Here is a 12977-nt window from a genome sequence, read left to right on the forward strand (position 1 = left end):
CGGCCCGCGGCCTACCGGCCCGCGGCCTACCGGCCCGCGGCCTACCGGCCCGCGGCCTACCGGCCCGCGGCCTACCGGCCCGCGGCCTACCGGCCCGCGGCCTACCGGCCCCGGTCCGGAACGGGCCGGGCGCCCGGCAGGTCCCGCCCCTGCTCAACCGCCGGGCGGCTACACGCCCGTGACCCCGTCCACCGCCTCCCGGAGGAGATCCGCGTGCCCGTTGTGCCGCGCGTACTCCTCTATCAGGTGGATGAGGATCCAGCGCAGGGACACCACCTCCGAGCCGAGCCCCTCCGCCTCCTCCGGCGACAGCCGCCCCACGTCGTCCAGCGACGCGTCCGCGATCAGCCCCCGCCCCTCCGCGATCTCGGCCCGCCAGGCGGCCAGGGCCTCGTCCAGCCCCTGCGCGGGATCGAGCCCGAAGCCGGCGTGCGCCGGGACCTCCGGCACCGTCCGTCCGGCGAACACCCGCTGGAACCAGTTGCGTTCCACTATCTCCATGTGCCGGACCAGGCCCAGCAGGGACATCGTGGAAGGCGAGACGGAGGTGCGGCGCACCTGCTCGTCGTCGAGGCCCCGGCACTTCGTCTCGAGTGTCGCGCGCTGGAAGTCGAGCCAGCTCTCCAGCGCCTCGCGCTCACCGGCGAGCGGGGGCGGAACGGGTCGGCCGTCGGGTGTCGTCGTCATGGAGCCACCCTCCCACGCACCACTGACAATCGCCCCGGATCGTCAGCCTTCCCGAACTTCCCCGCAGGTCACGGCGTTACAGCCGCTCCACCACGAAGTCGACGCACGCCGTCAGCGCCTCGACGTCCGCCGGGTCGATCGCCGGGAACATGGCCACGCGCAGCTGGTTGCGGCCCAGCTTGCGGTACGGCTCGGTGTCGACGATGCCGTTGGCGCGCAGCACCTTGGCCACGGCCGCCGCGTCGACGTCGTCCGAGAAGTCGATCGTGCCGATGACCTGCGACCGCTTGGCCGGGTCGGTGACGAACGGGGTGGCGTGCTTGGACGCCTCCGCCCAGCCGTAGAGGGCGCGGGCCGAGGCGGCCGTGCGGCGGACGGCGAAGTCCAGGCCGCCCTGGCCGTTCAGCCACTTCAGCTGCTCGTCGAGGAGGAACAGGGTGGCGAGCGACGGGGTGTTGTACGTCTGGTTCTTCAGCGAGTTGTCGATCGCGGTGGGCAGCGAGAAGAACTCGGGGACGTGCCGGCCGGAGGCGTGCACCCGGGCGGCGCGCTCCAGCGCGGCGGGGGAGAAGACGCCGATCCACAGGCCGCCGTCGGAAGCGAAGGACTTCTGCGGCGCGAAGTAGTAGACGTCCGTCTCGGCGATGTCCACGGGCAGGCCGCCCGCGCCGGAGGTGGCGTCCACCAGGACGAGCGCGCCCTCGTCCGCCCCCGCCACGCGGCGGATCGGCATGGCGACGCCGGTGGACGTCTCGTTGTGGGTGAGCGCGTAGACGTCGGTGCCGGGCTCGGCGTGCGCCTCGGGGTGGGTGCCGGGGTCGGCGGAGACGACGGTCGGCTCCGCGAGCCAGGGCGCGAGCTTCGCGGCCTTGGCGAACTTCGAGGAGAACTCGCCGAAGGAGAGGTGCTGCGACCTGGACTCGATCAGGCCGTGGGTGGCGATGTCCCAGAACGCGGTGGACCCGCCGTTGCCGAGGATCACCTCGTAGCCGTCGGGGAGGGAGAACAGCGCGCGGATGCCGTCGCGGACGGATCCGACCAGGTTCTTCACCGGCGCCTGGCGGTGGGACGTGCCGAGCAGGGAGGATCCGGTGGCCGCCAGGGCGGCGAGCGCCTCCGGGCGCACCTTGGACGGGCCGGCGCCGAAACGGCCGTCGGCGGGCTTGATGTCGGCGGGGATCTGGATATCAGCCTGGATGTCAGCCACGGGGGCAGCCTAATCCGTCGTACGGCCGCGGGTGGAGGGATGTCCATCGGGTGAGACGTGCGTTCGGGCAGGCGGGAGCGCGTGGTTGGGCGTGGCCGGGCCGCGCCGAGGCACCGGCCGGGCGGGGCGAGGCACCGGCAGGCGTGGTGAGGCACCGGCGGGCGGGCGAGGCACCGACGGGCGGGGCGAGGTACTGACGGGCGGGGCCGGGCGTCTGGTGCGGAGCAGCCGGCGTCACCTATTCTCATTCTCGTCATAGTCGGAAAGCCGGACAAGGTGAGGTCCCGTTGGCGATGCCGCAGGCGGCGTGGACGCGCGCCGTGCTGAACCTGTGCCTGCTGGGCATCCTGGACGGCGAGGGCCCGAGCTACGGCTACGCGCTGCTCAACCGGCTGCACGCGGCCGGTCTGGACGCGGTGAAGCCGGCCACCCTCTACCCCGCGCTGGCCCGGCTGGCGGAGGAAGGCGCCGTCGACGTGCGGTGGGAGGCGGGCGAACAGGGCCCCGGCCGCAAGTACTACGGCCTCACCGGTGAAGGCCGGCGCCGCCTCGCCGAGCAGCGCGCGGCGTGGACCGCCTTCCACGGCACGGTGACGCGACTGGCGGGAGCGGGAGAGACATCGGGAGCGGGATCAGGAGGGGACAGGGCATGACGTCGGCCGCGGACATCCGATGGGAGCGGAAGGCCGACGAGGAGTGGGCCGCCGCGTTCGAGTTCCACCTGGTGATGAGGCACCTCCCGCCGCGGAAGGTGACCGAGCGGGCCCTCGCCGACGTCCACGAGGCGGTGCGCGAGTCGGGCGGCCCGGCGCGGGAGCTGTTCGGCGAGCCGACCGCGTACGCCGACGCGGTCGCGGCGGAGACCGAGACCGAGACCGGCGAGACGTCGCCGACCGGGGCCGGCCTCGACGGCGTGACGGCGGGCGAACGGTTCGCCCACACCCTCCTGGTGGGCGCACTCATCGGCGGCGGCCTCGCCGCGCTGCGCTGGTTCGAGGACGGGCTGTGGCTCGGCTTCTCGTGGGTCTCGCTCGCGGCCGTCGCCATGGTCGCCACGGCCGTGCTGCTGGTCTGCGGCGCGGTCGCGCTCCGCACGGCGGGCCGGGTACGGGCCGTGTGGGCGGCCCTCGGCGCGGCCGTGGCCACGGCCGCGGGCGGCTCGTTCGTGATGTCCGTCCTGCCGGATCGGCACCTGTTCGCGCTGCCGGCGCCACTGCTGGTCGCGGCCTGCGCCGCCCTGGCGGCGGGCGCGCACCGCCTGTCCGCCGACAGGGTCGACACCTGGTTCGCCCCGCCCCGGCCGCGCGGCGCCGAGGCGTGGCTGCGGCGCCTGGAGGGACTGCTGCGGGGGCGGCACGGGATGTCCCGCAAGGAGGCGTACGAGCACGTCGCCGAGGCCCGCTCGCACGTACGCGAAAAGCCCGGCGCGCTGCGGGAGTTCGGTGACGTCGAGGCGTACGCGGCGGCCCTCGCCGCCGGCCCGCGCCGGGCCCACCGGGCGGAACGCCGCAAGGCGCTCGGCGCCGCCGGCTTCGTCCTCGCCGTCGGCGTCGCGGGCTTCGACACCCTGCGCGCGGCCGACCTGTCGTCGTTCTGGTTCTGGCTGACGGCGGCGGTGCTGGTCTACGCGGTCGCCGAGGCGATCGGCCCCCTCCGGAGAGTGGTCGGCGGCCGTCGCGGACCGGCGTGAGGGCACCCTGACCCGTTCCGCGGGCCCCCTCCCCACCGGAGAACGCGGCCCGCTACCGTCTCCGGATGACCGAATCCGACGCCCTCCCCACCACCCGTGGGGCATACGACGCCGTCGCCGCCACCTACGCGGACCTCTTCCGCGACCACCTGCGCGAACGCCCCCTGGAACGCGCCCTCCTGAGTGCCTTCGCCGAGCTGGTGCGGACGAACGGCGACGGCCCGGTCGCCGACCTCGGCTGCGGGCCGGGCCACATCACGGCTCACCTCCACGAGCTGGGCCTGAACCCCTTCGGCGTCGACGCCTCGCCGGCCATGATCGAGCTCGCCCGCGAAGCGCACCCCGCCCTGCGGTTCGAGACGGGTTCGATGTCCGCCCTGGACATCGAGGACGGCGTGCTCGGCGGCGTGCTCTCGCGCTGGTCCGTCATCCACACCCCGCCGCGCGATCTGCCCGCCATCCTGGCCGAGTTCGGCCGCGTCCTGGCACCCGGCGGACACCTCCTGATCTCCTTCCCCGCGACGGACGCCCCGGACGACGAGCCGCAGCCCTACGACCACACGGTGGCGACGGCCTACCGCTGGTCCCCCGACCGCTTCGCCGCCCTCCTCCGCGAGCACGGCCTGACGGAGTCGTCCCGCCTGCTGATCGAACCGGAGCCCACGGACCGCCGGCAGTTCCGCGAGGTGCAGCTCCTGGCGCGGAAGGCGTAACCGGAAAATGTAGGCAGCCGCCCGAGGCCCCCGCCCGGCCTGCCGGGCCTGCCGGGCGAGGGCACCGGCCCCCGCCCGGCCCGAACGCGCCGTCGGCCGACGCTCCGTCGGAGGCCGACGCCGCGCGGAAGCGGTCGCCGGAGGGGCGGATCGTTTCATCGGACCGTGTGCGTGACGGGCAAGCCTCAGCGCCGGGAGGCGGGTTCCGCCGAGCCGCCCCGAGTCAGCACCCACAGCAGGAACCCGAGGAAGCCGAATCCGGCCCCCAGGGCGCAGACGGCTCCCCAGCCCGCCGCCGCGTAGAGGGAGGTGGCGGCGAGGGCGCCGGTGGCGCTGCCGATCGAGTAGAAGACCATGTAGCCGCCGATCAGCCGGCTGCCCGCGTCGGGGTGCAGGGCGTAGATCAGCGTCTGGTTGGTGACGTGGACCGCCTGGACGGCGAGGTCGAGGACGATCACCCCGACGACGAGGGCCCAGAACGAACCGCGGGTGAAGGCCAGGGGCAGCCAGGAGGCGGTGAGCAGGGCCAGGGCGATGCCGGTGGTCCGTTGCGAGAGCCCGCGGTCGTTCAGGCGGCCGGCGACGGTCGCGGCGAGGGCGCCGGCGACCCCGATCAGGCCCAGCGCCCCGATCGCGCTGTGGGAGAGGTGGTACGGGGCCTCGCTGAGCGGCAGGGCGATGCTGCTCCACAGGGTGCTGAAGGAGGCGAAGACCAGCAGGCAGAACGCGGCCCGGAGCCGCAGGAGCCGTTCCCGGGCGAAGAGGGTGAGGGTGGAGCGCAGGAGCTGTCCGTAGCGCAGAGCGGTCGGCGCGGTGGCGCCGCGGCGCGGCAGCACGCGGTGCAGGACGAGGGCGAGCAGCGCGGTCAGCGACGCCGAGGCGATGTAGACGGACCGCCAGCCCGCGAGGTCGGCGAGGAGGCCGGACGCGGTGCGCGCGAGCAGGATCCCGGTGACCACGCCGCTGGTGACGAGGCCGACGACCCGCCCGCGCCCGGCGGGCGGGGCGAGGGAGGCCGCGAAGGCCACCAGCGTCTGCGTGACGACGGCGAGCAGTCCCGTCGCCGCCATGCCCACGAGCAGCAGCGCCGCCGAGCGGGCGGCGGCGACCAGGGCCAGTGCCCCGACGAGGAGCAGCAGTTGGGCGACGACGAGCCGCCTGCGGTCGGCGACGTCGCCCAGCGGCACGAGGAAGAACAGCCCGAGCCCGTACCCGACGTGCGTGAGCGTCACGACGCTGCCGACGACCGCCGGGCTCATGGCGAGGTCGTGGCCCATGGTCACCAGGAGCGGCTGGGAGAAGTAGACGTTGGCCACGGCCGCCCCGCAGGCCACGGCGAAGAGGAGGACGAGGCCGCGGGTGAGCGTGAACGCGGGCACCTCCCCTTCGAGTTCACTGGTCCGTCGCGTCACGGCCTTGCTGTCGCCGGACATCGGCATCCCGCCTTTCACTGGTTGCAATTTGCCACCAGGGTCCGACCGTAGACCTGCTTGGTAGCATGTTGCAACCAGCCTGAGAGTGAGGACCCCATGGTGACCAGGACCCGCTTCGACGACAGCGAATGCCCCGTCGCCCGCTCGGTGGACGCGATCGGCGACTGGTGGTCCCTGCTGATCGTCCGCGACGCCTTCGACGGGAGCCGGCGCTTCGGTGAGTTCCAGCGCAGCCTCGGCGTCGCGAAGAACATCCTCACCGCCCGGCTGCGCACCCTCGTCGCCGGCGGCATCCTGGAATCCGTCCCCGCCTCGGACGGCAGCGCCTACCGTGAGTACGTCCTGACTCCGAAGGGCACGGCGCTCTTCCCCGTCATCGTGGCGCTGCGGCAGTGGGGCGAACAGCACTTCTTCGCCCCCGGAGAGCCCCACTCGGAGCTCCTCGACCGCCGCCGGGAGCGGCCTCTGCGCCCGCTGGAAGTCCTGTCCGCGGACGGCCGCCGGCTGGACCCCGGCGACACCGTCGTCCACAAGCTGCCCGCCCGGTGAGCCGGGCCGGGGGCCGGCCGGTGTCCCCGCCGGGCGCGGCGGGGCGGTCGTGCCGGCGGAGGGCCGCGCCCCGCGCCGGAACGCGGCCCCGGCTCATGCGCCTACGCCGGCCATCCGCCGTACGGGACGGTGATGAGCTCCATGGCGTGATCCGACGGGTCCATGAAGTACACGCCGCGGCCACCGTCGTTGTGGTTGACCGTGCCCGGCCGCTGTCGCCGCGGGTCGGCGTAGTGCTCGATGCCGCGCCGCGTGATCAGCGCGTACGCCGCGTCGAACTCCTCCTCCGACACCAAGAAGGCGTAGTGCTGCGGAGCGATCTGTTCCGCGGGGATCGTGGCGAAGTCCAACGTGACGCCGTTGTTCAGCTCGACCGCGATGAACGGACCCCACTCCGCGGTGATCTCGAGGCCGAGCAGTTCCGTGAGGAACTCGGCGGATTCCCGGTTGTCCCGGGCGTGGACGATGGTGTGGTTCAGCTCGACTGGCAAGGAATGCCTCCAAGGGCATCTCCCCGGCACCTCCATGCCTCACCCGGCCGGTGACCGGCACGCGATGCCGTCGTCGATCTTACGGCGAGACGCGACGGCGTCCGAGCGCGGCTGCGAAAAGGAGCGGCTGCGAAAAAGAAGTTGAGCGAGCCGGCGCCCCTCGGTTACGTTCATGGCGGACCGCGAAGTCGTCGTATGGAGGTGAGACCCGTGAACGCAGTTACCCGTGGGTGCTCCCTCAATCCGTCACGGTCCGGCGGCTGACGTTCGGTGTCGCCAGGAGCGCCTGAGACCAAGGCACTCCTGAAGGAGACTCCGATGAATACGAAGCCTTTCCCCTCCGGCCTGAGCGAGAACGCCGTGGTGATCACGCGCGTCGCGGACAGGCAGTGGCACGCACTGGACGACGGCCTGGTGGTCGGCCGCGGTTACGCGGAGCGCCGGGCCGACGGGCGCCTGTTCGCCTGCGTCGACGCCTGGCACGACGCCGTCTTCGACCGGCTCGCCGAGGCGATGCTGGCCGAACTGCCCACGCCGCTCTACACGGTGGTCGACGAAGCCGACGCCGGACTGACGGCCTGCTGGCGGCGGGCCGGATTCACGGTCCGGCGCCGCGAGTGGGAGTACACCGTGCCGACCGACCCGCGCGCCACCGGGCTCGGGGCGGTCCTGCCGCCCCCGGGCGTGACGATCGTGCCCGCCGGTCAGGCGGACGAGCGCCTGCTGCGGGAGGTGGACCGCGCGATACGTGACGAAGTCGGCGCGACCGCCGGGTGGCACTCGATGCCCGCGGAGGTGATCCCCCTCCCTCCGGGCGACACCATCGTCGCCCCGTCGAAGTACGCGGTGGCGGCGGGGCCGGACCGCTACCTGGGCCTGATCCGCGTGGTGACGGTGATCCGGCCGCGCATCGGGCTGCTCGCGGTCCGGGCCGGCGAGCGGCGCCGCGGCATCGCGCGGGCGCTGCTGGCCCACGCGCTGGGGACGCTGCACCACGCCGGGTACGCGGCGGCCTGGGCGGAAGTCCAGGAGGCCAACCGCGCGGCCACGGCGCTGGTCGAGGGCTTCGGCGCCCGGCCGATGAGCAGCAACCTGGAGCTGGAACTGGAGCTGGGCCGATGACCAGGAACAAGAACGTCATCGAGGTGCAGGGCAGGGTCGTCGAGTGCCTGCGCAGCGCCATGTTCACCGTGGAGCTCGACAACGGCCACCGGGTGCTCGCGCACATCAGCGGGAAGGTCCGCAAGAACTACATCAAGATCATGCTGGAGGACCGTGTGCTGGTGGAGCTCCCGCCGTACGACCTCACACGCGGCCGGATCACCTTCCGGTACCGGAACTAGAGTCGGGTGCGCTACCGGCGCGCGCTGATGCCGTCCGCCTCGGCGGGCGGGAACCGGGCGCCGGTGATCGCCCAGCCGGTCCAGGCCGACGAGGACACCGTGCGCGATGTGATCGACGGCTTCCGCGGGATCGGCCTGACCCGCTTGGACCCCTGATCCCGCCTGAACCCTGATCCGTTGACAGCGGCGCCGGTTGGCGTCGTCGTCGCCCGAAGCCAACCGGGCTGTTCGACGCCGGGGTCGTCACACCTTTCCGGACCCAGCCCATGGGGCCTGCACCGAGAATGGCGGACGGCCCCGCCGGCACGCGCACTGCCGGCCGTCGCGGTGACGCGCGCGGTGACGCGTGCGGCGACGGCCAGGGCGACGGTCGCGGCCCGTGCGGGGCGACGGCGCGCGGACTTCGTGCGGGACATCGCGGACTTCGTACGGAACATGTGGACGCCCCCGGTGGCCGGGCCACCCACCCCCTAAACCACCTCTTAAAACCTTCTTAGGACATTTCGCCACGCTGTGGCCATGGCTACAGCACACGACGCCACCCTCTCGGTGGTCATCGGGGCGGGCGGCACCGGCGGCCACATCTATCCGGGGCTGGCCGTCGCCGAGGCGCTGCGCAGAGCCGTCCCGGACGCGGTCGTCAGCTTCGTCGGGACGGAGCGCGGCCTGGAGACGCGGCTGATACCGGAGGCCGGGTACCGGCTGCACACGGTCGACATGATCCCCTTCGACCCGTCGCTGGGCGTCCGCAGATTCCTGCTTCCCGCGGACCTGCTCCGCTCGGGACTCCAGGCGCGGCAGGTGATCGAGGAGCAGGGCGCCCAGGTCGTCATCGGCATGGGCGGCTACCCCGGCGCGCCCGCCGTGCTCGGCGCACGGCTGGCGGGCCGGCCCGCGCTGGTGCACGAGTCCAACGCGGTACCGGGGCGCGCGAACCGCTTCGCGGCGACGCTCACCCCGCATGTGGCGCTGGCCTTCGACCGGACGCGCCGGCATCTCCCGGCCCGGGCCGCCGGGCGGGCACGGACCGTGGGCATGCCCCTGGTCGGGGCGGTGGCGGGGCTCGACCGGGCGGCCCTTCGCGGCACCGCCCGACGCGTCTTCGGCCTACCGCCGCACGCACGGCTCGTGCTGTTCAACGGCGGCAGCCTCGGCGCGGCGCGGCTCACCGAGGCCGCGGTCGGTCTGGCGCGGCTCTGGCGCACTCGGCCGGACGTCCATCTGCTGATCAAGACCGGCCCGGCGGCGCTGGAGGCGGTCCGGGCCCGGCTGGCCGCGGACGGATCCGACCGCGTCGCCACGGCCGTCGGCTACCTGGACCGCATGGACCTGGCCTACGCGGCCGCCGACCTCATGGTGTGCCGGGCGGGCTCGGCCACGGTGGCGGAGCTGTCGTCCCTCGGGATGCCCGCCGTGCTCGTCCCCTACCCGCACGCCCCGCACGACCACCAGACCCACAACGCCCGGGTGCTGTCCGACGCGGGCGCCGGGCTGCTGCTGCCGGACGCGGAGGCGGACGGCGACCGGCTGGCGGAGCTGATCGGCCCGCTGCTCGCCGCACCGCACCGGCTGGCCGCGATGGGCGCCGCGGCTCACCCCGGCACCCACGCGACGGCCGCCGACCTGATGGCGACGTGGGCGCTGCGCCTCGCCGGCCGTACCCCCGCCGCCCTGACGACGAGTTGAGAGGCACGAGGACATGAACGCGAACGACGACCGGACCGCCTGGCGCGACCGGACGGTCCTGGTCACCGGCGCCGAGGGATTCATCGGCTCCACCCTGGTGGACCTGCTGGTGGAGCGCGGGGCCCGGGTACGGGCGCTGGCGCACTACAAGCCGTACGCCGAACGCGGCCATCTGGCCCGGTACTTCGGGCCGGAATCCCCCGTGGAGATCCTCGCCGGGGACGTGCGGGACGCGAACCGGGTGGCGGACGCCGTCGCCGGGTGCGACACCGTCTTCCACCTGGCGGCGCTGATCGGCATCCCGTACAGCTACGCGGCCCCCGAGGCGTATGTGCAGACCAATGTGGCCGGTACGGAGAACGTGGCCGCGGCCTGCCGCCGCCACGGCGTGCGCCGCATGCTGCACACCTCGACCAGCGAGGTCTACGGCACGGCCCGGACCGTCCCGATCCGGGAGGACCATCCGCTGCAGCCCCAGTCGCCGTACTCCGCCTCGAAGATCGGCGCGGACATGCTGGCGCTGTCGTACGCGCACTCCTTCGAGCTCCCCGTCACGGTGGTGCGCCCCTTCAACACCTACGGGCCGCGCCAGTCCGCGCGTGCGGTGATCCCCGCGATCCTGGCCCAGCTGCACTCCGGCGCCGACGAGATCCGGCTGGGCTCGACCACGCCCACCCGTGACTTCACCTACGTCACCGACACCGCGGAGGGCTTCCTGGCCCTCGCCGACTGCGACCGGGCCGTCGGGCACGCCGTCAACCTCGGCACCGGGCGCGAGATCTCCGTCGGCGACCTGGCGGCCTCGCTCATCCGCGCCTCGGGCCGGGACGCGAAGGTCGTCGTGGACGAGACGCGGCTGCGCCCGGCCGGCAGCGAGGTCGAGCGACTGCTCTCGGACAACTCCCGCGCCCGCGAATGGGCCGGCTGGAGCCCGCGGGTGGACCTGGAGGAGGGCCTCGCCCGCACCTCGGACTGGGTCAGGGACCACCTGCACCTCTTCGCCCCCGACCGCTACCAGGTCTGAGCGAGAACGGGAACGACGGCATGACGACGACCGAACACCGCCGGACAACGACCAAACACCGCCGGACAACGGCCAAACGCCGCCGAATATGGGCGGTGGCCTGCGTGGCCGCCCTGGCCCTGATCGCCTGGCCGGTACTGAAGTGCACCGGTGCCTTCTCCGACGAGGGCGATCCGATCACCTTCGGCGACGACAGCGGCGGGGTCACCGGCGCCCGCGGCACCCTCATGCCCACCGGACCGAAGGCCGACTTCCGCGTCGCCAACACCGTGCGGGACGGCACCAAGATCGGTGTGGTGACCCTGGACGGCAAGAAGTCCGGCTTCAAGGGCAAGGTGTGGGTCTGGGCCCCGAAGCAGTACGACGACCCCAAGTACGCCAAGTCCGGCTTCCCCGTCCTGATCGCCCTGCCCGGCGGCAACGGCTACCCGGTCAACTACTGGATGGGGACGGACCTCAAGCTCCAGTCGTCGATCGCCCAGTGGTCGGAGGAGGGCAAGAGCCTGCCCTTCATCGTGGCGATGCCGGTGCTCAACCCGGACGACAAGAACTACTACGACGGCAGCGACATCCCCGGGCAGCCCAAGATGGGCACCTGGCTCACCGAGGACGTCCCCGACTTGATCAAGGCCAACTTCCGTACCCTGAAGGAGCGTGACGGCTGGGCCTTCATGGGCTCCTCCTCCGGTGCCTTCGCGGGCCTGAAGGCGGTGCTCCAGAAGCCGAATCGCTTCAAGGCCGTGATCGCGTCCGGCCCGGACATCGTCCCCGACTCCCCGCTGTGGGCCGGCCACTCCGAGGAGAAGGCCGCGAACAATCCTCAGGTGCTGGCGAAGCGGCTGACCGACGGCAAGGGGCCGGACGTCTACCTCGCCTTCCAGGTCGGCACCAAGGAGCGGACGTCGATGAAGAACACCAAGGACTTCATCGCGTCCCACGGCGACAAGGGCCCGGTGCACACCATGCTGCGGGAGATCCCGGACGGCGAGCACAACGCCAAGACCTATGTGCCGAGCATGGGAATGGGGCCGATCCAGTGGATCAGCAAGCACATGACGGGCCCCACGCCGTCCTAGCGCCGTGACCGGGGTCCGCGGGCTCAGAGCCGGCGCTGAGCCGCTTCGACGCTGTCCCCGCCGCTGCTGTTGAACGCGATGGCGGCCTGTGGCGCGTGCTGGCGGATCAGGTTCACGATCTGCTCGAAGAGGGGCAGCAGTTGCTCGGTCTTGCGGATCCCGCCGCCGATCACGACCACGTCCCACGGACGTTCGGTCAACGACGCGACGAGTGCCGGCTCGGCCGACGCGTCGAAGCGGACGAGTGCCATGGCCGCCTGGATGCCGTGCTCGCCGAAACGGGCCAACTCGGCGTCCAGGGCGGCCCGAAGAGCGGTACCGTCGGCACCGGGTATGCCCTGAGGGTCGTAACCGATCACAAGTGCAGAAGACATGCGCCTAAGCTACCGAGGTCCGTCGACGACCGAGCCCCGGCCGGCACGGAGCCGCCCCAGGAGGGGCCCGCCGTAGGCGGCGGCGCTGTGCGCGACGAACCACAGGACGTAGGCGTAGGGGGACACCCAGGCGAGAGCGGCGCTGAGGACGAACCAGAAGCCGACGGACCACGAGGCGTCGGCCTGGCGGCGCGTGCCGGCAGGAGCGCCGACGACCAAGCCGGCGCCGACGGCGATCTCCTTCACGGCCGCCTCGCAGCACACCATGGCGGCCATCGTGCCCGCGAACAGGGTCTGCGCCAGCGGATTGGTGATCGAGGCGCCGATGACCGCCGTCGGGAACGGCAGGAACGCCACCAGGAGCAGGAACGGCGCGTGCCAGAACGCGAACGCCCTGGACAGCCGGCGGACCCCGTCCATCAGCACGTGATGGCGCCGCCACACCGACCAGAGCAGCATGAACGCCAACGCGAACGCCAGGTAGGAACTCCGCTGGCCGGCCAGGAAGCCCCACAGCGCGCGCCCGGAGCCGAGCTGCCCTTCGTCCGGGTGTTTGAGTTCCACCGCCAGCAGGGTCATCGCGATCGCGAAGATCGCATCGGTGAAGAAGGCCAGCCTCTCCGGCGAGAGCCCGGCTTCGAGCCGCGCGTCGGTGCTCATCTCGGTGCTCATGAGGACTCCCTGTCGTCGGGATCTTCGACGTG

At 72.8% G+C, this 12977-nt stretch carries 15 protein-coding genes and 1 pseudogene; 10 read left to right on the forward strand and 6 right to left on the reverse strand.

Annotation, left to right across the window (positions count from 1 at the left end; all coding sequences use genetic code 11):
• Positions 1-168 precede the first annotated feature (168 nt).
• Together ACH4PU_RS15880 and serC are read right to left on the reverse strand one after the other, a co-directional pair.
• Positions 169-687, reverse strand: coding sequence for a DinB family protein (locus ACH4PU_RS15880; RefSeq protein ID WP_398271762.1), 519 nt, complete (start codon positions 685-687; stop codon positions 169-171).
• A 76-nt stretch (positions 688-763) separates the two neighbouring features.
• Positions 764-1885: a phosphoserine transaminase gene (serC, locus tag ACH4PU_RS15885; RefSeq protein ID WP_398272156.1), complete on the reverse strand. Its 1122-nt coding sequence runs from the start codon at positions 1883-1885 to the stop codon at positions 764-766.
• Between the two features lie 302 nt (positions 1886-2187).
• Between serC and ACH4PU_RS15890 the strand changes: the two genes are divergently transcribed.
• The 3 genes from ACH4PU_RS15890 (at position 2188) to ACH4PU_RS15900 (ending at position 4297) form a co-directional block, all read left to right on the forward strand.
• A complete protein-coding gene (locus ACH4PU_RS15890) occupies positions 2188-2547 on the forward strand; it encodes a PadR family transcriptional regulator (RefSeq protein WP_398272158.1) in 360 nt (119 codons plus the stop codon).
• Positions 2544-3584, forward strand: coding sequence for a hypothetical protein (locus tag ACH4PU_RS15895; RefSeq protein ID WP_398271764.1), 1041 nt, complete (start codon positions 2544-2546; stop codon positions 3582-3584). The genes ACH4PU_RS15890 and ACH4PU_RS15895 overlap by 4 nt, the downstream gene beginning before the upstream one ends.
• A gap of 65 nt (positions 3585-3649) precedes the next feature.
• Positions 3650-4297, forward strand: coding sequence for a class I SAM-dependent DNA methyltransferase (locus ACH4PU_RS15900; protein ID WP_398271766.1), 648 nt, complete (start codon positions 3650-3652; stop codon positions 4295-4297).
• 185 nt (positions 4298-4482) lie between these two features.
• Here ACH4PU_RS15900 and ACH4PU_RS15905 read toward each other — a convergent pair whose 3' ends face one another.
• Complete coding sequence (locus tag ACH4PU_RS15905; RefSeq protein WP_398271769.1) at positions 4483-5730, reverse strand: MFS transporter; 1248 nt, start codon at positions 5728-5730, stop codon at positions 4483-4485.
• 96 nt (positions 5731-5826) lie between these two features.
• Between ACH4PU_RS15905 and ACH4PU_RS15910 the strand changes: the two genes are divergently transcribed.
• Entirely contained in the window at positions 5827-6279 is a 453-nt protein-coding gene (locus tag ACH4PU_RS15910; RefSeq protein WP_398271771.1) for a winged helix-turn-helix transcriptional regulator, read from the forward strand.
• Positions 6280-6380: 101 nt separating this feature from the next.
• On the opposite strand, the gene ACH4PU_RS15915 is transcribed toward ACH4PU_RS15910, so the two are convergent.
• A complete protein-coding gene (locus ACH4PU_RS15915) occupies positions 6381-6770 on the reverse strand; it encodes a VOC family protein (RefSeq protein WP_398271773.1) in 390 nt (129 codons plus the stop codon).
• Positions 6771-7088: 318 nt separating this feature from the next.
• Between ACH4PU_RS15915 and ACH4PU_RS15920 the strand changes: the two genes are divergently transcribed.
• The 6 genes and pseudogenes from ACH4PU_RS15920 (at position 7089) to ACH4PU_RS15945 (ending at position 11899) form a co-directional block, all read left to right on the forward strand.
• Positions 7089-7892 carry a GNAT family N-acetyltransferase gene (locus tag ACH4PU_RS15920; protein ID WP_398271775.1) on the forward strand — a complete coding sequence of 268 codons (804 nt, stop codon included), beginning with the start codon at positions 7089-7091 and terminating at the stop codon, positions 7890-7892.
• Positions 7889-8113 carry a translation initiation factor IF-1 gene (gene infA / locus ACH4PU_RS15925; RefSeq protein ID WP_398271777.1) on the forward strand — a complete coding sequence of 75 codons (225 nt, stop codon included), beginning with the start codon at positions 7889-7891 and terminating at the stop codon, positions 8111-8113. Before ACH4PU_RS15920 ends, infA begins: the two co-directional genes overlap by 4 nt.
• 27 nt (positions 8114-8140) lie before the next feature.
• Positions 8141-8266: pseudogene (locus ACH4PU_RS15930) on the forward strand (IS630 family transposase); the annotation flags it as partial.
• Between the two features lie 366 nt (positions 8267-8632).
• Entirely contained in the window at positions 8633-9799 is a 1167-nt protein-coding gene (locus ACH4PU_RS15935; RefSeq protein ID WP_398271779.1) for a UDP-N-acetylglucosamine--N-acetylmuramyl-(pentapeptide) pyrophosphoryl-undecaprenol N-acetylglucosamine transferase, read from the forward strand.
• 13 nt (positions 9800-9812) lie between these two features.
• Entirely contained in the window at positions 9813-10823 is a 1011-nt protein-coding gene (locus ACH4PU_RS15940; protein WP_398271780.1) for an SDR family NAD(P)-dependent oxidoreductase, read from the forward strand.
• Positions 10824-10843: 20 nt separating this feature from the next.
• A complete protein-coding gene (locus ACH4PU_RS15945; RefSeq protein WP_398271782.1) occupies positions 10844-11899 on the forward strand; it encodes an alpha/beta hydrolase in 1056 nt (351 codons plus the stop codon).
• A 23-nt stretch (positions 11900-11922) separates the two neighbouring features.
• Here ACH4PU_RS15945 and ACH4PU_RS15950 read toward each other — a convergent pair whose 3' ends face one another.
• Together ACH4PU_RS15950 and ACH4PU_RS15955 are read right to left on the reverse strand one after the other, a co-directional pair.
• A complete protein-coding gene (locus ACH4PU_RS15950; protein WP_398271784.1) occupies positions 11923-12273 on the reverse strand; it encodes a hypothetical protein in 351 nt (116 codons plus the stop codon).
• 9 nt (positions 12274-12282) lie between these two features.
• A complete protein-coding gene (locus ACH4PU_RS15955) occupies positions 12283-12945 on the reverse strand; it encodes a TMEM175 family protein (RefSeq protein WP_398271786.1) in 663 nt (220 codons plus the stop codon).
• Positions 12946-12977 lie beyond the last annotated feature (32 nt).

Origin of the sequence: Streptomyces sp. NPDC021100 (assembly GCF_044333095.1) — a bacterium.
Taxonomy (GTDB): domain Bacteria; phylum Actinomycetota; class Actinomycetes; order Streptomycetales; family Streptomycetaceae; genus Streptomyces.

Coding starts and splice junctions, on each gene's coding strand:
- ACH4PU_RS15910 (WP_398271771.1), top strand. CDS start 5,827: ATGGTGACCAGGACCCGCTTCGACGACAGCGAATGCCCCGTCGCCCGC.
- ACH4PU_RS15955 (WP_398271786.1), bottom strand. CDS start 12,945: ATGAGCACCGAGATGAGCACCGACGCGCGGCTCGAAGCCGGGCTCTCG.
- ACH4PU_RS15950 (WP_398271784.1), bottom strand. CDS start 12,273: ATGTCTTCTGCACTTGTGATCGGTTACGACCCTCAGGGCATACCCGGT.
- infA (WP_398271777.1), top strand. CDS start 7,889: ATGACCAGGAACAAGAACGTCATCGAGGTGCAGGGCAGGGTCGTCGAG.
- ACH4PU_RS15905 (WP_398271769.1), bottom strand. CDS start 5,730: ATGTCCGGCGACAGCAAGGCCGTGACGCGACGGACCAGTGAACTCGAA.
- ACH4PU_RS15890 (WP_398272158.1), top strand. CDS start 2,188: ATGCCGCAGGCGGCGTGGACGCGCGCCGTGCTGAACCTGTGCCTGCTG.
- ACH4PU_RS15895 (WP_398271764.1), top strand. CDS start 2,544: ATGACGTCGGCCGCGGACATCCGATGGGAGCGGAAGGCCGACGAGGAG.
- ACH4PU_RS15900 (WP_398271766.1), top strand. CDS start 3,650: ATGACCGAATCCGACGCCCTCCCCACCACCCGTGGGGCATACGACGCC.
- ACH4PU_RS15940 (WP_398271780.1), top strand. CDS start 9,813: ATGAACGCGAACGACGACCGGACCGCCTGGCGCGACCGGACGGTCCTG.
- ACH4PU_RS15945 (WP_398271782.1), top strand. CDS start 10,844: ATGACGACGACCGAACACCGCCGGACAACGACCAAACACCGCCGGACA.
- ACH4PU_RS15935 (WP_398271779.1), top strand. CDS start 8,633: ATGGCTACAGCACACGACGCCACCCTCTCGGTGGTCATCGGGGCGGGC.
- ACH4PU_RS15880 (WP_398271762.1), bottom strand. CDS start 687: ATGACGACGACACCCGACGGCCGACCCGTTCCGCCCCCGCTCGCCGGT.
- ACH4PU_RS15920 (WP_398271775.1), top strand. CDS start 7,089: ATGAATACGAAGCCTTTCCCCTCCGGCCTGAGCGAGAACGCCGTGGTG.